Here is a 20,562-nt window from a genome sequence, read left to right on the forward strand (position 1 = left end):
GCCAAAAATCCGTCAGGAAAATCGATTTTGTGCACAATTGTTAGCGGGTCTGGCTTCTTGGTTTGAGCACCGTACGCTGATGGTGTGGTTTGCTGGAGACGTGTTTGTGAAAAGAATCTGGATGCCGGTTTTAGTCGGTTTAACGGGGTTGTCCGTCCTATTGTTCGAGTGGCCTGCCACATCAAATCAACTCGCTGTGGTCACATCAGCGATCAGCCCATCGAGTAACCATGGTACTGCTGTAGCCGGTCAAAATGATACGCTATCTAATGGCTTGCCAGTCATGGGATCCGCTCCAGAATCGCTGGCCATCGTTGAAACCAGTGAACAACCGGCCACACCAGCAACGACGGGTAATCCCGCCGCCAATTTCGAGGCATTGCCCGTAGCGATGCAGCAGGAAATCCTCCAACTCAGTGGCCGGGATCAAGCGCAACGCACTCCAATCGAAGTGAAGCCTGGGGTTTTTATGCTGGCCGCCGGTCAGGGGCCCCGCGTAGTACCTGTCGCGGTAATGAATGAAGATGGGACGGTATCCATTCATGAGTATTAATTTGTTGAGGTTTGTCCGTGGCCTGATGGTCGTCAGCACCATAATGTTCGCCAGTCTGGCCTCCGCCGTGACGGTAACCGGAGCCGGCTCGACCATCGTTATTAACAAGATCGGCGGGTTCGATGGTGAAGATGGGGCGAATCGTGAAGCCGTTTTTGTTGCCGCTGCGCAGGTCTGGGCCGACATTCTGGTCAGTCCGGTGACGATAGTGATCGACGCGCAGTTCAGTTCATCGCTGTATTGTGTGTCTAACAGTGCCACCCTGGGCTCTGCTGGACCCTTGAATACCTACTTCAGTTCCGGTGCCGAAAGTTTTGGTTTGCAAAGCAATGTTTGGTATCCCACTGCGTTGATCAACGCGCATTACGGTTCCGATTATTTCCCATCCAATGCTGATATTGATGCGACCTTTAATGCCGACATCGGTGACACGGACTGCTTATCTGGTAGTGGTTGGTACTATGGAATGGACGGCAACACACCGTCTGGTTACATCGACTTTTACGAGGTTGTGCTGCACGAGCTTGGTCATGGGTTAGGCATTTTGTCACTGGTGAATTCTGATGGCAGTTATAGCGGCGGCGTGGTCGACATCTTCTCAACATTTTTACGGGATCAGGATTCGGCCACCAACTGGACCGCCATGAGCAACAGCGAGCGTGGTGCGTCGTTGCTGGATACCGGCAATTTGGTCTGGAACGGTGCTGGTGTCACCTCGTTGGCGGGTGATTTATCCGCCGGGGTCAATGGCGGTAATGTGCAGATGTACGCGCCGAGTACGTACGAAGGTGGCTCTTCGGTTTCCCATTTCGATACCGCGCTGACACCAAACGAGTTGATGGAGCCTCAATACACAGGCAACGCGACATACAACCATTCCGTTGCGCTGCTTGAGGATATTGGTTGGACCATATATGAACCGAGCAACAATGCCCCAACTATTACCGGGCAAAGTGCGCTCTCGGTGGACGAAGACAACAGTTTGGTTCTGTCATTAAACGATTTAACCGTGTCTGACAGCGACAACAGCTACCCGGCGGATTTTACACTCACCGTGAACAGCGGCAGCTTTTATTCAGTATCCGGTAACACCATCACACCGGATGCCAATTACAACGGAACCTTAACCGTACCTGTGACCGTTAATGACGGCACCGATGACAGTGCAAGTTTTAACCTCAGTGTTTCCGTGAATGCCATCAACGATATTCCACAGATCACCGGGCAAAATACATTGCAGGTGAATGAAGACAACAGCTTAGCGTTAACGATTGGCGACCTCACCATTACCGACCCGGACGACAGCAGCTTTACCTTAACGGTGAATGCGGGCTCGAACTATTCGGTGTCTGGCAACACGGTCACCCCAAGTGCTGATTTTAATGGAACGCTAACCGTGCCAGTGACGGTGAGCGACGGTGAAGCAGACAGCGCCAGCTTTAATCTCAACGTGAGTGTGCTGGCTCAAAATGACGTGCCGGTGGTGACCTCAACGCCAACGGTGACTGTCGATGAAGACTCGACCTACACGTTTTCGCTGAGTGAGTTTGGTGTCAGCGATGTTGATTCCGCCAGCTTTGTGCTCGACATTCTACCCGGCACCTATTACAGCGACGTTGGCAATGCGGTGACGCCGGATGCACATTTCAATGGCACGCTTTCAGTCAATGCCCGTGTTTTCGATGGCAGCGATTACAGCAACAGCGTCAGCTTTGATGTCACCATAAACTCGGTGAATGACATTCCGGTCATCAGTGGTCAGTCAACTTTATCCGTCGATGAAGATTCGATCTTATTGCTCCAATTAAGTGATTTCAGTATTACCGACCCGGACGACAGCAGCTTTACTTTAACGGTGAGCACGGGTGCGAACTATTCGCTCACTTCCAATACCATTACGCCGGACAGTGATTTTAACGGCACACTGACCGTGCCGGTCATCGTAAACGATGGAGAAGCCGACAGCGCAACGTACAACGCCAGTATCACCGTGAATGCGTTGAACGATGCCCCTGTTATTGTGTCCACGCCGTCACTCACTGTGGCGGAAGACGAAAGTCTGGTCATCAGCCTTGACGACTTCACGGTGACGGATGTTGATTCAGCCACCTTTGTCTTAACGGCTCAAGCGGGTGCGAACTATTCGTTGTCCGGTAATACTCTGACCCCGGCCGTCAACTTTAATGGCACGCTGTCGGTCGACGTTGATATTGCCGACGACAATGGAGGCAGTGCTTCGACCACGGTCAGCGTCACGGTGACGCCGGTAAACGATGCCCCGGTAATTACCGGTCAAAATTCGCTGAGCATTAACGAAGACAGCAGCCTGACCTTGTCAGTATCAGACTTAACCATTACCGACGTTGACAGCTCCGCCTTTATCTTAAGCGCCGGAACTGGAGCCAATTACACCTTGTCGGGTAACACCGTCACGCCGGCTGCGGAATACAGCGGCAGCTTGACGATTCCCGTCACTGTCAGTGACGGGACGGACACCAGTGCGAGTTATAACGTGATTGTCTTGGTGAATGTGGTGAACGACAAGCCGGTGATCACCCAAACCGCGACTATCGCCATTGCAGAAGACTCCAACTACAGCCTGAGCCTCGCCGACCTGACCATTGTCGACGCAGACTCGACCAGTTTTACATTGGACATCAGCACGGGCGCTTATTACAGTTTGGCAGGCGCAACCCTGACACCAGATGCCGATTTCAACGGCGTGCTGACAGTACCGGTACGCGTATTCGACGGCCTCCAGTACAGCGACACGGTTAACGTGACCATACAGGTCTCCGCAATCAACGACGCTCCGGTTCTGAATGGCACGCCTTCGACGACCGCAACCTTCAGTGAGGCCTACAGCGCCACCTTCTCGGCGACGGACATCGACAGTGCCGACCTGCAATTCAGCGTGTCCAGCGTTCACGATTGGCTGTCTATCGATAGCGCCGGTGTGTTAAGCGGAACCCCAGGCGCCGACGATTTAGGGAGCCAAACGGTCACCGTAAACATCAGCGATGGTCTGTTGAATGACAGCCAGACGTTCACTCTAACCGTGAACGATGCCACCGAAACAGATGTTCAGTTGCAGGTATCGGCAAGCGACGCGTTGGCAGCAGTGGCTAGCACGGTTTCATTCTATGTGGATCTGGACAATGCCGGACCGGCAGCCTTTGCCAGTGGGTCGGTCGCAATAACGTTACCGGACACAAGCCAAGTCAGCCAGCTCGACGCCCGTTGTGAGACAACCGACGCGAACACCGTAATTTGTGCCTACGCGCAATTGGCGACCAACGATCAATTTGCCTTGAACGTCACCGCAACGGAGCAGGGTAGCGTGACCGTTGCGGCGGTTGTCACCGCAACGCAAACCGATACCTTTGCAGACAACAATCGCGCAGATACGACCGTCGTCTTTGCGAATACTGTCAGCGAACCTTCGTTACCTTTAACCGTTGCCCAAAGCGAGCATTCGAACGCAGCGGTAGTGGCGGATATTGATGATAACGATCAGCCGGAACTGTGGTTGGCAAACAACCTCGCCGCTAGTGAACAGCGATACGATTTTACACCAGACTTTACCGGATTAACGTTGGCTGACGCGTTAGCCTGGAATGGGGATGCGCAGGATATTCTGGTTCGGGACTTGAACGGCGATGGCCTAGCCGATCTGGCTGTCGCGAATCTGGGCGCCAACGCGGTTTACCTGGCTACCACTGCCGGTGTCTTCGGTGAACCGCAGTGGCTGGGCAGCAGTGACAGTGTCGCGGTGGTCAGCGCCGACGTGAATAACGATCAATTGCCCGATCTGATTTTCGCCAATAACGATGCTAACAGCGTTTATCTGAATGCGCCCAGTGGCCAGTTTACCCTGGCACAGTCATTAGGCTCCGCGGACAGCGCTGAAGTGGCCGTGATCGATTACAACCGAGATGGCTACGCAGACGTTGTGTTTGCAAACCGCGATGATGATGATCTGGTGTATCTCAACAATGGTGCCGATCAATCGACGGGAGTGTTTGATAACAATGCTGTACTGCTGGGCACGGTTCAGACCCCGAGCACCGCGATTCAGGCTGCCGATTTCAGCGCCGACGGTACCGTCAGTGACATCATTGTGGGTCGGGATACCGCAGACAACACTGTCAGTCTGCAGGTGTATCGTGTGCAGAATGCCGTTGCCGTGACCTTGTGGCAGGTCGATGCTGGCGATGTGATCGCCATTGCTGTGGGGGACTATAACGGTGACGAATTACCAGACATGGCCGTCGTTAATTCGCAGGGCGTGGTGCAGCTTTATCAGCAAAGTGCCGGGAGCTTTGAGTTGGCGTTCGCCTTTATCGCGGAAAACACCCGTGATGTGGTTTTGGCACCCATCAATGACGACCTCAAGGCGGATCTGGTCTTGGCGCGCGGAGCATTGGACCCCAGCTTGGTGTATCTCAGTGAGTTGGCCATTGAGGAGGAATCTCAGGCCGATACTGAGGCGCCAGTTGATGATTCAGCGGACGTTCAGGAAGTGGTCGTTATCGTCGATTCCTCCAAGGACGACGGTTCGACCCAGGTCACCGTATCCGGAGGCAGCTTCAGCGGATTCCTGTTACTTATGGGGCTGTTAATTGCCTATCGGCGTCGGGTATAAACCGGTTTGAAATCGGTTAAAAAAGGATGAAAACCCGTCTGGTCTTTTCATGCGTTGTCGGTTATTTCCGGCTTGTTGAAACCGCCAGACAGGCCCTAAGGACACCTTATGAAAGTATTACTCCCTATCGTGCTACTCAGTGTGTTAACCGGCTGCGCCAGCAGTGGCCGGTACGATATTAAAATGTCGACTTCCGAACTCAGTCAGGCCATAGAATCGACTACCTCGTCCGTTGTAAATGTCGACGCGGATCATGGCGGCTTTTTCGGCCACATGGATATCTCCGCCGTGTATTTTGGCGATTTTTACGATGACGATTATGACGACGACTATGACGGCGGCGGAGGCTTCGCGAACAACCGGGTCGGCATTGCCAAACGCGCCACCTTGAATGTAGGCGTGAACCAATACAACGTGAATGGCGGTTATGAGATCTCCTTCACTGGCGGCGATGATGTCCACCAATTCCGCGTCGCGTTGCATGGCAACGGCGCGGATTTTCAGAGCTCAGGCACCAACGGCTTTAACAGCCCTATGGTGTTTGGCGTCGACTTTGATGTGCATAGGATTTTTCAACAAGCGGATATCGACTTTTTGATCGGTGCCAGAATTACATCAGCCATATTGGGCTACGGCTTCGATACGCCAGTTGTGATCCATGGTTCTCGTCACGAAAGTGATGGGCTTGGCATGCTGGGGTTCGGTTTACCAGTTGGCCTGCAAATGGATGTTGGCTTGTTTTCACTGGAAGCGATCGCCGCCCCAACGTTTTACATTCACGGCTATGAAACCGAGCTGGGCTTCATCAACGACTTAGCCACCTTCAACGTTAACGTGCCAATCAGTGTCGGGCTTGGGTTGAACTGGTAGTCCCGAGCATCTTAAAAAACACCGCCTGTCAGGGCGAACAGCCAAAGTCTGTGGGAGAGGGGTTCAGCCGCAAATCTCCTTTTGCCACAGCGTTAAATGTACCGCTAACCAGCGACATTAACCTCAATCAAGCAGCACACGAATAATCCCGCATGTTGCTTGCCATTTTGAATAATATGCGTTACTCGTAGTGGACTATTGTTCGAGGCGCGATCATGGAACAGCTGAGCCCTACCGACCTGAAAGCCATTCTGCATTCCAAGCGGGCGAACTTGTATTACCTGGAACATTGCCGGGTGATGCCGGCAAACATCGTGGAGGGGTAGGGGAAATGTCAACCAACCAGAGCTATATGCGCTATTGGGGGAAGGTTAAAAGAACCGAAAGTGAGCATGGAGCGAACTTTCACTTGCTGCCGTTTCACAGTTTGGACGTGGCCGCAGTGACGTGGTGCTATTTGGAAAAACGGCCTAAATTTCTAAACGATATTGCTCAGTTTCTTTCGCTTGAATGCAGTGCACTAAAGCAATTACTTGTTTTCTTTTCCGCCTTACACGACCTTGGGAAATTCGCTTCCAGTTTTCAGAATTTGTATACCGATACATCCGGGTTTTTAGTGAGTGAGCATGCGAATGTTTATGATGGTAAAGAGTATCGCCATGACCGTTTAGGGTTGTTTTTTTGGCAATACATCTGGAAAGGAAGCTTCTTGCCAAAGTTACTGGCCCAGGACAGCGACGATAGCGAGGAAGATATCGAAGACGGCATTATGCAGTTCGTTAATTGTGCATTAGGCCATCACGGGAGGCCGTGCAAAACAAAACACACCCAAGGCTTAAAGAAATTTACCCGCGATCATAATGTGATTGCCAGCATCGCGTTTTTCGACGCGCTTTTCGACATGTTTCAGCCAGAAGTGCCCGTTGAACAAATGCGCAACAGGGAATGGCAAAAGCGATTGGCACTCGTCTCCTGGCAACTGGCGGGTCTGTATGTGGTCTCAGACTGGGTAGGCTCGGACAACAGTCATTTCCCTTTCGAATCTGCGCCCAGAGCGTTGAAAGACTATTGGCAAGATGCATTAGTTAAAGCAGAAATCGCTTTAGATCAGACAGACCTTGTTAAGCCTCTTTCGATACAGCCCTACCGTTCCATTCAGGATCAATTCAATTTCGAACCCACGCCACTACAGCAGTGGGCAGAATCGATACCGGTCAACGACTCTCCGCAACTGTTCATACTTGAAGACATTACCGGGTCTGGTAAAACTGAAGCTGCCTTGGCGCTGACGCATCGGCTCTTGCTGGCGGGAGCGGCAGATGGTTTTTACTTTGGGTTGCCCACCATGGCAACGTCTAACGCAATGTTTTCACGTGTTGCCAGCCAATACTTGTCGATCCTCAGTAGTGAGCAAGGTGTGCCAAGTATTGTGCTCGCACACGGCGCGCGCGACATGAGTGAACAGTTTCAAGAAGCAATACTCCATGTTGAAAACCCAAGTACGCAATACAATTCCGAAGACCAAACAGCAACGGCACAATGCAATCAATGGCTGGCCGACTCACGTAAAAAAGCGCTACTGGCCCCCGTAGGCGTTGGCACAATTGATCAAGCACTCCTCGCCGTGTTGCCGCGTCGCCATCAATCACTGCGCTTACTCGGGATGGCTCGAAAAGTACTTATATTCGACGAAATACATGCCGCAGATGACTACATGTTTGAACTGTTGGAAAGCCTTTTGGCGCTGCATCTACATCAAGGTGGCAGTGCGATTCTCTTAACGGCGACCCTTTCGAAAAGGCAACGACAACGACTCATTACTATCTGGCAGAAAGCGGCAGGGTTAGTGCCGGAACCCATTCAAAATACGGCCTTTCCGTTAGCAACCAAAGTCTCGATTGATCAGGTGCCATCGCTTCAGGAAATCAGTTTGAAAAGCCGCCCTGATGTGTGTCGATCTGTGGCAATACGGTTTGTACATACATTCGAAAACTGTATCGAACGAATTTTGCAAGCGGTTCAGGCCGGAGAATGTGTTGTTTGGGTTCGGAACTCAGTGGATGACGCATTGGAGGCTTATGAAGCATTGGTGGCAGCAATGACGACGCCGAGCGATTGCCTGTTATTTCACAGTCGTTTTATTTTGGAGGATCGCAAACGGATAGAAGCGAATGTTTTGGATTGGTTTGGGAAGGAAAGCAATGGCCGCGAGCGCAAAGGCAAAGTGTTGGTTGCGACGCAAGTGTTTCAAGAAAGCCTAGATGCCGATGCCGACCTGTTGGTTTCTGACCTATGCCCGATTGACGATCTGATTCAACGTGCGGGCAGGCTGCACCGTCACACACGAGACGCCGAGCGTACCTATGTGCGAGACGGGGCAGACAACAGACAGGCACCGGAACTTTGGTTGCACTGCCCTGAATGGACCCTCGCACCAAGTGCAAACTGGTTGACGGAAAAATTTCGCAATACGCAATATGTCTACCGGTCTCCGGGTCGACTGTGGCTAGCCTACCGAAAACTCAGAGAGGCAGGGGCTATCGTGATGCCTGACCAAGCGCGAGCACTGATCGAAGCGGTTTACGGCGAAAATGCAAAAGACGACATCCCCGAGTCGTTGGTTAACCTGGAAAAAGAACTGGAAGCCGAAGAGCGAAGCAAGGCGCATGTTGGTAAATCCGCAGTGCTTGATTGGAAACGAAATGGTTACAGCGATCAAAGTGCTGCCACCTGGTATGAAGATGATATCGATATTTCCACGCGATTTAGTGACATCGAAACCGTTGAGGTGTTACTGGTAAGACTGAACGAACGTAACGAAATTGAACCCTGGGTGGGCAGCCAGAAAAACGCTATCGCGTTAAGTACCGTCAAACTGGCTAAACACAAATTTGCGGACAGGTTGGCCGCTATCCCGGAAAAACTGGAACCCGCACTCGACAAATTTAAAGCCCATCACAAAGCAGCGAAGTATTTGCAGTGCTGGTTGCCAGAATTAGATCCTGATTTTTCTTACAGCCCTAATCGAGGGTTTTCCTCACAAACCAACAAGGAGGTGAAATGAATCTGATTACCGACCCCTGGCTGACGTTCAGACTGGCCGATGGCAGCGAAAAAATGTTGCCTATTCATGACATAGCCGACCCGACAGTCATTGATCTTGCGTTGCCCAGAGCGGATTTTTACGGAGCCGCTTATCAGTTCCTTATCGGTGTTCTGCAAACGACCATCGCCCCTGAAAATAAGCGGGACTGGAAGAATATGTTTCAACAGCCACCCCCCAAAGCCACACTGCAAAACGAATTTAAGCGTATCGAGCACGCATTTAATGTGACAGGTGACGGCCCGTTATTTATGCAGGACTTCGACTTGCTGGAAAATGCCAAATCTAGCCCCGTTTCCGGGTTGCTGATTGAAGCGCCGGGTGAAAACGGATTGAAACTGAATACCGATCACTTCATAAAACGAGGTATTGGAGAGCAAATGTCGCTACCCATGGCGTGCTTGGCTCTCTTTACACTGCAAATAAATGCACCGAGTGGGGGGCAAGGGCACCGGGTTGGCTTACGCGGGGGAGGACCACTCACAACATTGATCAGGCCAGCCACGGTGCAAACCCCATTGTGGAAAAAGCTATGGCTTAACGTGATTAATCGTTCTTTCTTTCCATACGACGACCCGAATTTGCACGACGGCTCTGTGTTTCCTTGGCTCGCACCCACCAAAACAAGCGACAAAAAAGGAACAGAGATTTACGCAACCGATGACAATATTCACGAACTACACATGTATTGGGCGATGCCACGTCGTATTCGACTGGAAATTACCCAGGGCAATGCATCCTGTGCGGTTAGTGGTCTTAATGTAGATACCTACGTGACCAATTACCGAAGTCAGAACTACGGCGGCAATTACTCCGGTAATTGGCGGCACCCGTTGACGCCTTATAAGTGGGACCCAAAAAAGCCAAACTCAGACCATTTGTCGGCCAAAGGCCAGCCAGGCGGTATTAACTACAAAATATGGGCCGCGTTGTTGCTGGCCAGCGAGAAAGAGGGTCAGCTCTGTGCCACGGTGGTTGAGCATTTCTACGAGGTGCACCGATATCTGGAGCAAGAATACACACAGTTCCCTGCGCTTTGGGTGTTTGGGTATGACATGGACAACATGAAAGCGCGTGGTTGGTACTCGGCAAGCCTTCCTATATTTAACGTGCCTGTTGAGCAGCAGGAAGACGTGTTTGATACGGTTAAAACATTGCAGGAACTGGCGTCAAAAGCACTGTCCCAGTGTCGGTCGCAATTGAAAGCCGCCTGGTTTTCAAGGCCAGGTGACGCCGGGGGGGATTTTTCGTTTGTTGACGTAAGTTTCTGGCAGCGAACCGAAAATGCCTTTTATGAAGCCGTAAATACTATTGTTGAAACGACCCAAAAAACCGACTCACCGCTATCACCAGACAGTGCGCAGCGATGGGTTAAGACCATTCAGCGTACGGTTGTGGATATTTTTGACGAATTTGCCCTGTCCGAATTAGGTAACGAACGCTCCATGGCCAAGCGAATAAAAGCCCGGCAATTTCTGACAGGATGGCTGTACGGCAGTAAAGACATCAAAAAATTTAGGGCAGATTTCCAAATAGACACCTTAAAGGAGGTAGCGAATGGATGACCAAACACAGAGGCAAGTCACTCGCTGGTGGCAAAGTATGTTTTTGCATGCCAGTGAGTTGAAGGAGAAAGGCATTGTTCCTGCACCTACGTCGCAGAAAGCGCAATTGAAGCGATGTGCGAATGTTGAAGGAGCGATGTTAACCACAGGTTTTCAGGTGTTGTGGCAATCCTTGCCTGATACGGTTACGGAAACATACACAACAAAAGGCATAGAAAGTTGGGCGACAATTGCTGCAGTTCTGGTGTGTGTCAAGAAGGATATCTCGACATCACTCGCGAAAGCAGCCGGACAAAAACGAGAAGGTTCTGATAAATCAACCGTGAGTGAATTGCGTTTCGCACAACTGCAAAATGCCAAGACGCCGAATGAACTGTTAATTAGGCTGCGGCGGATTATTCAACAGCTCGAAGGAAGCGTAAATGTTGCGCTCCTCGCCTCCGACATTCAGCAATGGTATGAGGAATTTTACCAGCTTCGCCCCCGCAAAGCGGATAAACGTATTTGTACGCAATGGGCGATGGACTATTACCGCGCTGCTTCAACTAAAAAATAATCTCGATTAAAAGGAAACCTAAATGAGCCAATTCATTCAACTGCATTTATTGACATCCTACCCACCATCTAATTTAAACCGTGATGATCTTGGGCGGCCAAAAACTGCAAAAATGGGCGGTTTTGATCGCCTTCGGATCAGTTCGCAAAGCTTGAAACGAAACTGGCGCGTGTCTGACTTGTTTGAAGAAGCCTTAAAGGGGCATATAGGCACTCGGACAAAAAAACTGGGACTGAAGGTACTTGAAAAGCTTAAAGACGCAGGTATTAAAGAAAAGGATGCCTTTGCATGGGCTGAAAAAATTGCCAACGTGTTTGGCAAAACTGAAAAAGACAGTGTGGAAATTGCACAGCTTGTGCATATCAGCCCTGAAGAACAACAGGCAATAGACCAACTGGTGGCGAAGCTGATAGCTGAGTCCAGAGCGCCGGACGACGAAGAATTAAAACTACTCAAAGCCGAATCAACCGCAGTCGACATCGCCATGTTTGGACGCATGTTAGCTTCGAGCCCGGCGTTCAATGTAGAAGCGGCTTGCCAAGTCGCCCATGCCATAAGTGTCCACAGCATCGTCGTAGAAGACGACTATTTTACCGCAGTGGATGACTTAAATGACAAAGCCGAAAGCTCTGGCTCTTCCCATATTGGAGAATCCAGTTTCGCAGCCTCTGTCTTTTACAGCAATATTTGTATTAACAAAACACTGCTGTTGGAAAACCTGGACGGCAACGAAGAACTCGCCAACAAAGCAATACAAGCATTAACCGAAGCCGCCGTCAAAATTGCCCCCAAAGGCAAGCAAAACAGTTTTGCATCGCATGCCTACGCCAGCTACGTACTGGCGGAAAAAGGTCAACAACAACCTCGTTCTTTATCGGTTGCCTTTTTAAAGCCAATTGAAGGGAAAGTCGAAGGTATGGCAAGCGAAGCCATTCTAAGTATGCAAAATACAGTTGAGAAGATGGACAAGGTTTACGGTGCGTGTGCTGACGAACGTTACCAACTTAATGCAATAGCGGGCGAAGGATCATTTGCGGAATTAATGGACTTCGTTATTCGTTAACGGATTGGGGAATACGCAATGAAAGAGTATTTGGTATTCAGACTTTACGGAGCGATGGCCAGTTGGGGGCAAGCCGCTGTTGGTGGTGACCGCCCGACAGGGTTGCAGCCCACGCGATCTGCCTTACTGGGACTGTTGGGCGCAGCGTTAGGTATTAAACGCGACGACGAAGAGGCGTTGTTAACGCTGCAAAACAGTGTGCGTTTTGGTGTCAAGCAATGTGTGCCGACAACGTTGGTTAGAGACTATCACACCACGCAAGTACCGTCGCATAGCAAGAAAAGAGTGCATAGAACTCGCGCCAGCGAGTTGCGCGAGGAGAAACTCAACACGATTTTGTCTTCACGAGATTACCGGTGCGATGGCTTATGGGTGGTTTCGGTAGCGCTGACTGAAACCGCACATTACAGTCTTGAGCAATTAAAAAGTGCGTTACTTAACCCCGTCTATGCATTGAGTTTGGGGCGAAAATCGTGCCCGCCTTCGCTGCCACTCATGCCCACAATAGCAGAATTTAGTGGCTTGAAATCTGCCTTAGACCATTGCTTTCCAGCGCTGACGCGCAGTGATAAAGAAGATGCGCTATGGCTACACAAATCAAACCAAGCGACTTATTTTTGGGAAGGTGACGCAGCTGAAATCGACTGCGAACGAACACTGACTTTTCAGCCGTGGGACGAACCCATAAGCCGAAGCCGCTGGCAATTCAAGCAAAGTACGTTGCACCAAGTTACGATGGAGGAAGGCTAGTGTACTTAACGAAAGCAACAATGAGACAGTCAGTGCAGGCTGCCAAAGAATTTTTGTCCATTCAAAGTAACGGCCCCTACGCATCGCATCAATTAATATGGACGCTATTTGAATCTACTCAGGAAGATCGTAGTTTTTTATTCAGAGAAGAAACAACCGCGTCAGGCCAGGCAGAGTTTTATATTCTATCGGATTCGAAACCACTTCAAGACAGCCCCATTTTGGCGGTGCAGAGCAAACCTTTTTCTCCTTATCTTGAAGCAGGCATGCGGTTAGCGTTTCGACTACGGGTAAATCCTACGGTGACGACAAAGAACGAAGATGGTAAACAGAAGCGTCACGATGTCATGATGCATGCCAAACATATCGCGAAAGAGAGCGGCGAACAGGACCCACAAGCGATAAAAGACGCAATGGAATGCGCTGCAAAAAGATGGATATGTCATGCAGAACGGCTTCACGGTTGGGGGATCAGCCTGGATGTAGAACCGGAAGTCGAAAACTACACCCAGCACCGAAGCAAGAAAGGAAATAGCCAAGCTATTCGATTTTCCAGTGTCGATTATCAAGGGTTACTCACCGTACAAGACCCCGAGAGATTTTTAAATCAGTTGTCTCGTGGCTTTGGACATGCCAAAGGATTTGGATGCGGGCTAATGCTGATTAAAAAAGTCGGGTAGACGATTTAAATGGATGTAAGGTGAACAACAATGGCATTTGTACCCTTGAAACCCATTCCAATAAAAGATCGGACTTCAATGATCTTCGTTGGCATGGGCCAAATAGACGTAAAAGATGGTGCTTTCGTTGTTATCGATAAAACGGGCGAGCGAATGCACATTCCAATCGGTTCAGTTGTTTGCCTTATGTTGGAGCCTGGAACCCGGATTAGCCACGCTGCCGTAAAACTGGCAGCGACAACCGGTACACTCTTGATATGGGTAGGTGAAGCAGGTGTTCGTCTTTACAGTGTAGGTCAACCCGGTGGTGCACGCAGCGACAAACTGCTGTATCAGGCACAACTGGCGTTAAATGAAGATTTGCGGCTTAAAGTTGTCCGGAAAATGTTCGAGATCCGTTTTGGTGAGCCCGCCCCAGCGCGAAGAAGTGTTGATCAATTGCGTGGCATAGAAGGTGCGCGAGTAAGAAAAATCTACCAAATGTTAGCCAAGCAGTACGGTGTGCCTTGGAATGGCCGTAGGTACGATCCTAAAGACTGGGAGGCGGGTGATTGCGTGAACCAATGTATCAGCGCCGCAACTGCCTGTTTATATGGTGTATGTGAAGCCGCCATCTTAGCCGCAGGTTATGCGCCTGCTATCGGGTTTCTACATTCCGGCAAACCTCTTTCCTTCGTGTATGACATTGCAGATTTAGTAAAATTTGAAACCGTGGTTCCTGTTGCATTTCAAATAGCAAAGAAGGCTAGTTTCCAACCTGAGACAGAGGTACGAATTGCGTGCCGGGAAATGTTTCGTACCAGTAAAACGTTAAAACGCCTGATTCCACTTATCGAAGAGGTGCTTGCCGCAGGAGAAATACAACCGCCCGCCGCACCAGAAGACAGTCAACCCCCTGCGATACCCGAACCGATTTCCCTGGGTGATGACGGACACAGGAGCCACTGATGGCTATGATCGTTGTCGTTACCGAAGCAGTCCCCCCAAGACTGAGAGGAAGGCTGGCAGTCTGGTTATTGGAAGTCCGTGCAGGGGTTTATATCGGTGACGTATCCAAAAAGATACGCGAAATGATTTGGTATCAAATTGGCGAATTGGCTGAGGACGGCAATGTTGTTATGGCCTGGGCGACCAATACGGAATCGGGTTTTGATTTTCAGACCTATGGCGAAAATCGAAGAATACCCATCGATATGGATGGCTTAAGATTGGTGTCGTTTTTACCGATTGACTGACGTCCATGAGATCTTTAAAAATTTATTGAAAAAAAGCTGGTAGAAAAAGTCGCAGCGATTTTTATCTTATAAATCAATCGTGTACAGTAAGAGTGTTCCCCGTGCCCACGGGGATGAACCGTAGGGTTTCTTTTCAACTCCGAGTACTCCGGGGTGTTCCCCGTGCCCACGGGGATGAACCGTCATATCATCCATCAGCGCACTAAACTCAAGCGTGTTCCCCGTGCCCACGGGGATGAACCGTGCCTAACTTGGGCGACATGACTAAATTCAAAGTGTTCCCCGTGCCCACGGGGATGAACCGGCGTTATCTCAATTAACTTGTTTCTACGTTAAGTGTTCCCCGTGCCCACGGGGATGAACCGAAATATCCAAGGTGGCAGGAGCCGATTATTCAGTGTTCCCCGTGCCCACGGGGATGAACCGATAGTTTCGAATCAAGTCAACGCGGTTAATGTGTGTTCCCCGTGCCCACGGGGATGAACCGGCTTCATCTCGGGGTCTTGCATCAGCGCTGTCGTGTTCCCCGTGCCCACGGGGATGAACCGCGTCTTCCGGTGTAATGCGATATTTAGGTCGAGTGTTCCCCGTGCCCACGGGGATGAACCGATGTCACGTTTTCAAGTCGATGAGGCTATTAAGTGTTCCCCGTGCCCACGGGGATGAACCGTATCTGTGCTTAATGCTTATTGCATCGCGTATGTGTTCCCCGTGCCCACGGGGATGAACCGTCAGTTTACTGGCGGTACTTGCTCAACTACCGGTGTTCCCCGTGCCCACGGGGATGAACCGTGATAGCGTTCGCTCTTGCGTGATGCCGTCTAGTGTTCCCCGTGCCCACGGGGATGAACCGACTTACGCGCCGAAATGCTGCCCAAGGTGTACGTGTTCCCCGTGCCCACGGGGATGAACCGCACCGGCATCATTATTCGTTGTATTCGTGAACGTGTTCCCCGTGCCCACGGGGATGAACCGAGTATTTCACGGGTGATGACGATTCCGTTTCCGTGTTCCCCGTGCCCACGGGGATGAACCGATGACCAACTGTTGATCAAAACAAAAAAATTGGTGTTCCCCGTGCCCACGGGGATGAACCGTTTGGCCGCGCCGCCATTCGCACCGTGGGTGAGTGTTCCCCGTGCCCACGGGGATGAACCGGCGGTGTTGTCGGTGATGAGGTAAGAGTTGATGTGTTCCCCGTGCCCACGGGGATGAACCGTTTCACGCCTGATTCAGAGCAAACCGTTTTAAGTGTTCCCCGTGCCCACGGGGATGAACCGTCGAATGGAACGGCAGCAAGGAATTTAACGAAGTGTTCCCCGTGCCCACGGGGATGAACCGGTGTATCAGCACTATGGCTCGGCCAATTTCAGGTGTTCCCCGTGCCCACGGGGATGAACCGAATTCGGTAGGCGAACCCATACCTGAGCATTTGTGTTCCCCGTGCCCACGGGGATGAACCGGCGGTGTATCCCAGTCCCAAGAGCTGATCTGAGTGTTCCCCGTGCCCACGGGGATGAACCGCCCTTAGAGGAATGTATGAATTTAAACGACTTGTGTTCCCCGTGCCCACGGGGATGAACCGCATTCAAGGCCAAAACCCGACCCAAGCGGAACGTGTTCCCCGTGCCCACGGGGATGAACCGTATCTGTGCTTAATGCTTATTGCATCGCGTATGTGTTCCCCGTGCCCACGGGGATGAACCGTCTCTGTTTCACCGTCGTCATTAACACGGGTTGTGTTCCCCGTGCCCACGGGGATGAACCGCACCGTTTTCTCTGGGGGTTTCCGATGAGTAAGTGTTCCCCGTGCCCACGGGGATGAACCGTTAATTTTATGAGTAACGCTCCGGTAGTGGCTGTGTTCCCCGTGCCCGCTTTGGTGTCCTGTACTTGATAGTCGTTTAAAAAAATTGCCGTCTGATTAGGTCCGTCGGTGAAAGTGTCTATATCGAAAAACAATTTGTCTTCCGTGTTGGGGGCAAAAGGAATGTAGTATTCGTGATCTTATTTACTCATTGGCCTGCCTGCAACGTTACTGCCGTTGCATTCCTTCTTTAAAGTCGGCGACTTTGATGAAGTCGATACCCGTATAGCCTATTTCCCGAACAAAATCGACGACGCGTTGGTGACAGTAGAGATGTTTCGGTGTCACCCCTTTTATTTTAAGCAGGAGGCGTTGATCTTCCGGTATTTGGGAGAGCACTGCTTCAGACAACGACGGTTTATCCACGCGGTAGTCGTCCCCTTCCTCCCATAATTCCGGGTTGTAATCGATGTCACTATTTTTGGTATCGATACAATCCAAGCCTTCGTATAAGTTCACCAACCAGAGGTCTTCGTGCCAGACGTCGTCATCATCAATGTACACAGCTGGGAACAACTGCAAACCAGGTATATCGAAGTAGCGCAAGAACTCCATGAACGGTTTCGGAATCACCATAAACCCCTGTCTTATAAAAACGTCTGGTAACGGTGTACGGCTATTTGCTTTAACGTCTTCCTCTTTATAATTATTGATGTAAAACATTGGGCCTTCTGCGAGGTTTAGTTTTGAAAAGTGCCGGTGTCTCCGACCAGTTTTAGACTTATGAACACCCAAAAACAATTTGTCTTCCGTGTTGGGTGCAAAAGGAATGTAGTATTGGTGGTCGTATTTGCTCATTGGCCTGCCTGCAACGTTATTGCCGTTGCATGCCCTCTTTAAAGTCGGCCACTTTGATGAAGTCGATACCCGTATAGCCAATTTCCCGAACAAAATCGACGACGCGTTGGTGGCAATACAAGTGAGGGTTATCCACTTTGGCGATTTTAAACATGAGGCGTTGATCTTCTGGTATTTCGGAGAGCACCGTTTCAGATAATGATGGTTTTTTCACGCGATAGTCGTCCCCTTCTTCCCACAGCGTATATTTCACGGAGCTGTTTTCCAGGTCGATGCAATCCAGGCCTTCGTAAAAATTTACCAGCCAGAGGTCTTCGTGCCAGACGTCGTCATCATCAATGTACACAGCTGGGAACAACTGCAAACCAGGTATATCGAAGTAGCGCAAGAACTCCATGAACGGTTTCGGAATTAGCATAAAACCAATGCTTTCAAAAACATCCGGTAGAGGCGTTCGGACCCCTTTCTTGGCATCTTCTTCACGATAATCGTTTAAAAACAGCATTGGACCGTCTGATAAGGTCAGTCGATGAAAGTGTCTATATCGAAAAACAGTTTTCTTATGTTTTCCCCAAAACAGTTTATCTTCTGTGTTGGGTGCAAAGGGAATGTAGTATTCGTGGTCGTATTTGCTCATTGGCCTGCCTTGAGTTTGTAATGTTGTTTGGGAAGGGTGATGGGGAGGTTTTTCACGTTCATGACGACCCGCCCAGGTTTAAACTGATGGTCCCGGTTTAAATGACAATGTCTGTCCGACAACCGATGCTGACCAATGGTTTTGGTGTTACCACAACCCTTTGCGTTATCCGGTTCGAAGTCTTTTGCGATGCCTGATAAAAACACTTCCCAATCTTCGATCATTTCCGCCATCAATTCAGAAATGCCATTCAGCGTTCGAGTCAATTTTTTCAGTGTTTCTTTTGGCGAGGATTCACATTTCTCAATTTCATTTATCTTTTTTTCAAGCAACGCCTTCACAGCCGCATGATAATTCCGTCCATTCACCTCAGCAGTGTGATCCCCCCGGTGCAATTGCACCCCTAAATGGCACGCGCCTTCCAGTTCATAGGGCAGAAAGATGAGGTTTTCAACCAGGTTAATGTTGTAGCCACGGTCTTCAACCAAGCTACCCAAACCGGACTTAGCCATACCTTCCACTGAAATAAGGTGGTGCGCGGCCATTATAATCCCGTTAAAAATGGGGTGGTTCGGGTTGCCTTCAACCGCGTTGAGCAACGTTTTTCTAAACTTCCAATCCCGTTTTATTTGCCCTTCGGGGATGGGGACGTGGTCGTCATCATCGCCGATGATATAGGGTTTATCCTTTACGATACCGTCAAAGTATTCGCTTTTACTGGCCATGTGTTTTTTCTCCCTGTGGTTACGCAACCACAATTTTTTCCTTGAGTTTTTTCGGTGTGCTGTTGTGTGATTGGACGAGCTGTATCATACAAAAGCGGGTGCAGGTGAAACACCAACAGCCTATGGAACTGCGACCCGGTTCTCATTTGAACGTTCATTCCCCCGATTAAGGCGATAACGATACCAGCTTTAGCGGCGAGGGTTTTGGAAATGGTCGGGCAAAAGCCCGACCCACACAGATATCGCCTCTCCGCGTTGCTTTGAAGGCTCCTACAAAAAAGATTACACCAAGCCGAGTCTGGCGAGTGACGTGGCGTTCATCCGGTTGTAGCCACTGCTGTTAGCGGTATCGGCTTTGGTGATGAGGAAGAAGTCGTCCAGCCATATCGAGTATTCCAGCAGACGGTCTTTGATGCGCGTGGCTTCCAACAGGTGTTTGTCTTTGATCGATAAGGTTCCTTTGGGGTTGTGGTGAATAAGAATGAGCCGTGTGGCGTTGGCTTGAATGATGTGACTGATGAGTAAATTGGTGGTGAGTTCTTTGAGTGAGAATTTTCCGGTGAGGATGGGGCGGCTTTCCAGTAGAACGCTACGCGTGCTGAGCATGAGTGCGTGGATGGCTTCGTGTTTTAAGTGGATGAATGTGTTTGCGATGTACAGTTCCGCCCGGGCGATGCTGTCCAGTATAACCGGGTTGGGTTTTTCCAGTTCACGTTGGTGGGCGTGGGTGAACAGCAGTTCGTCGTCTATGTTGGTGATTTTTTTGTACATGGTTGTCTCGCTTTTCATTAGTTCGTTTTGTTTCTGTTTTAAGCATCAGAAACCTTGCCTGCGCGTGCAGGCAAGATGTGCGGCTAAGCAATGTGTTCTGTGTTTTTTACTGCGTTTGGTCAGCGTCTGTTTTTACTTCGGTACTGCTTTAACAGTTGCTGATAACTCACATAGGTCACAGAACACGGCTTTAGCCGCATCGAATTTGGAAAAGCTCCGGTGTACAACGCCAGGGCTATACGAAAACGCCACCAGTGCAGAGCGCGTAAATACGCGGGGTCGGTTTCTATCTGTGGGTTTCGGTGCCGGTTGGCGTGTGTGGAGTTTGCTGTTGAGTAAACAGCAGTTTCACAAGGTTCTTTCGCTTCAACGGGGTGTTGAAGGTCGCTGCTGTGTGCGCTTAGTTTCCCTTGTGAGAGGGTTTTTTCTTGGAACGAGCGGTGCTCTAGCTTAGAATCGTGCTTAGCCATAATTGATACCTAACTTATCGGTTGTGGTTAGCTGCCCTTGAGTGTGTGGTGCACTTGAGGGTAGCGCTTAGTTTTATGCTACTTTCTTTCCGTTATTTGCCTCCTGAATATTCTTAAAAACCAAACTGTATAAAACACTGGGTGAGGATTGAACACAATTTATTTTTTGTGTGAGGTAAGGTTATTGTGATGGATGTCTAAAAAATTTGGTTTGTTCAGTGTGTGGATGTTTTTTTTCGTCGGAGCAGTGGTCTTGTTTTTTTTCGTTTTTGTC

The 20,562-nt window shown here is 50.1% G+C and carries 16 protein-coding genes and 1 CRISPR repeat array; of the genes, 11 read left to right on the forward strand and 5 right to left on the reverse strand.

Going from position 1 to position 20,562, the window contains the following annotated elements:
- Positions 1 to 106: 106 nt before the first annotated feature.
- The 11 genes from IYN85_RS21830 (at position 107) to cas2e (ending at position 15,020) form a co-directional block, all read left to right on the forward strand.
- A complete protein-coding gene (locus tag IYN85_RS21830) occupies positions 107 to 553 on the forward strand; it encodes a hypothetical protein (RefSeq protein WP_196161083.1) in 447 nt (148 codons plus the stop codon).
- Positions 543 to 5,198: a tandem-95 repeat protein gene (locus IYN85_RS21835; RefSeq protein WP_196161084.1), complete on the forward strand. Its 4,656-nt coding sequence runs from the start codon at positions 543 to 545 to the stop codon at positions 5,196 to 5,198. Before IYN85_RS21830 ends, IYN85_RS21835 begins: the two co-directional genes overlap by 11 nt.
- Before the next feature lie 108 nt (positions 5,199 to 5,306).
- A complete protein-coding gene (locus IYN85_RS21840) occupies positions 5,307 to 6,068 on the forward strand; it encodes a hypothetical protein (protein ID WP_196161085.1) in 762 nt (253 codons plus the stop codon).
- A gap of 331 nt (positions 6,069 to 6,399) precedes the next feature.
- Positions 6,400 to 9,132, forward strand: coding sequence for a CRISPR-associated helicase Cas3' (gene cas3 / locus IYN85_RS21845; protein ID WP_196161086.1), 2,733 nt, complete (start codon positions 6,400 to 6,402; stop codon positions 9,130 to 9,132).
- Positions 9,129 to 10,736: a type I-E CRISPR-associated protein Cse1/CasA gene (gene casA, locus IYN85_RS21850; protein ID WP_196161087.1), complete on the forward strand. Its 1,608-nt coding sequence runs from the start codon at positions 9,129 to 9,131 to the stop codon at positions 10,734 to 10,736. Before cas3 ends, casA begins: the two co-directional genes overlap by 4 nt.
- Positions 10,729 to 11,292: a type I-E CRISPR-associated protein Cse2/CasB gene (casB, locus tag IYN85_RS21855; protein WP_196161088.1), complete on the forward strand. Its 564-nt coding sequence runs from the start codon at positions 10,729 to 10,731 to the stop codon at positions 11,290 to 11,292. Before casA ends, casB begins: the two co-directional genes overlap by 8 nt.
- 22 nt (positions 11,293 to 11,314) lie before the next feature.
- The gene (gene cas7e, locus IYN85_RS21860; RefSeq protein ID WP_196161089.1) at positions 11,315 to 12,355 is read left to right on the forward strand and encodes a type I-E CRISPR-associated protein Cas7/Cse4/CasC; all 1,041 of its coding nucleotides are present in this window, start codon (positions 11,315 to 11,317) and stop codon (positions 12,353 to 12,355) included.
- A gap of 18 nt (positions 12,356 to 12,373) precedes the next feature.
- Positions 12,374 to 13,105 (forward strand): type I-E CRISPR-associated protein Cas5/CasD, encoded by a 732-nt coding sequence (gene cas5e, locus IYN85_RS21865; protein WP_196161090.1) that lies wholly within the window; start codon positions 12,374 to 12,376, stop codon positions 13,103 to 13,105.
- Entirely contained in the window at positions 13,105 to 13,785 is a 681-nt protein-coding gene (gene cas6e, locus IYN85_RS21870; protein WP_196161091.1) for a type I-E CRISPR-associated protein Cas6/Cse3/CasE, read from the forward strand. The genes cas5e and cas6e overlap by 1 nt, the downstream gene beginning before the upstream one ends.
- A gap of 30 nt (positions 13,786 to 13,815) precedes the next feature.
- Entirely contained in the window at positions 13,816 to 14,733 is a 918-nt protein-coding gene (cas1e, locus tag IYN85_RS21875; RefSeq protein ID WP_196161092.1) for a type I-E CRISPR-associated endonuclease Cas1e, read from the forward strand.
- Positions 14,733 to 15,020 (forward strand): type I-E CRISPR-associated endoribonuclease Cas2e, encoded by a 288-nt coding sequence (gene cas2e / locus IYN85_RS21880; protein ID WP_196161093.1) that lies wholly within the window; start codon positions 14,733 to 14,735, stop codon positions 15,018 to 15,020. Before cas1e ends, cas2e begins: the two co-directional genes overlap by 1 nt.
- 92 nt (positions 15,021 to 15,112) lie before the next feature.
- A CRISPR array of direct repeats spans positions 15,113 to 16,910; the repeat unit is 29 nt; unit sequence GTGTTCCCCGTGCCCACGGGGATGAACCG.
- A gap of 145 nt (positions 16,911 to 17,055) precedes the next feature.
- Here cas2e and IYN85_RS21885 read toward each other — a convergent pair.
- The 5 genes from IYN85_RS21885 to IYN85_RS21905 all read right to left on the reverse strand — a co-directional run bounded on the left by IYN85_RS21885 (position 17,056) and on the right by IYN85_RS21905 (position 20,288).
- Positions 17,056 to 17,685, reverse strand: coding sequence for an imm11 family protein (locus IYN85_RS21885; protein ID WP_196161094.1), 630 nt, complete (start codon positions 17,683 to 17,685; stop codon positions 17,056 to 17,058).
- A 16-nt stretch (positions 17,686 to 17,701) separates the two neighbouring features.
- Entirely contained in the window at positions 17,702 to 18,322 is a 621-nt protein-coding gene (locus IYN85_RS21890) for an imm11 family protein (protein ID WP_196161095.1), read from the reverse strand.
- A complete protein-coding gene (locus tag IYN85_RS21895) occupies positions 18,319 to 19,047 on the reverse strand; it encodes an AHH domain-containing protein (RefSeq protein ID WP_196161096.1) in 729 nt (242 codons plus the stop codon). Before IYN85_RS21895 ends, IYN85_RS21890 begins: the two co-directional genes overlap by 4 nt.
- Positions 19,048 to 19,329: 282 nt before the next feature.
- Positions 19,330 to 19,818 carry a JAB domain-containing protein gene (locus tag IYN85_RS21900; RefSeq protein ID WP_196161097.1) on the reverse strand — a complete coding sequence of 163 codons (489 nt, stop codon included), beginning with the start codon at positions 19,816 to 19,818 and terminating at the stop codon, positions 19,330 to 19,332.
- A gap of 119 nt (positions 19,819 to 19,937) precedes the next feature.
- Positions 19,938 to 20,288 carry a hypothetical protein gene (locus IYN85_RS21905; RefSeq protein ID WP_196161098.1) on the reverse strand — a complete coding sequence of 117 codons (351 nt, stop codon included), beginning with the start codon at positions 20,286 to 20,288 and terminating at the stop codon, positions 19,938 to 19,940.
- Positions 20,289 to 20,562 lie beyond the last annotated feature (274 nt).

Origin of the sequence: Reinekea sp. G2M2-21, assembly GCF_015687175.1 — a bacterium.
Taxonomy (GTDB): domain Bacteria; phylum Pseudomonadota; class Gammaproteobacteria; order Pseudomonadales; family Natronospirillaceae; genus Reinekea.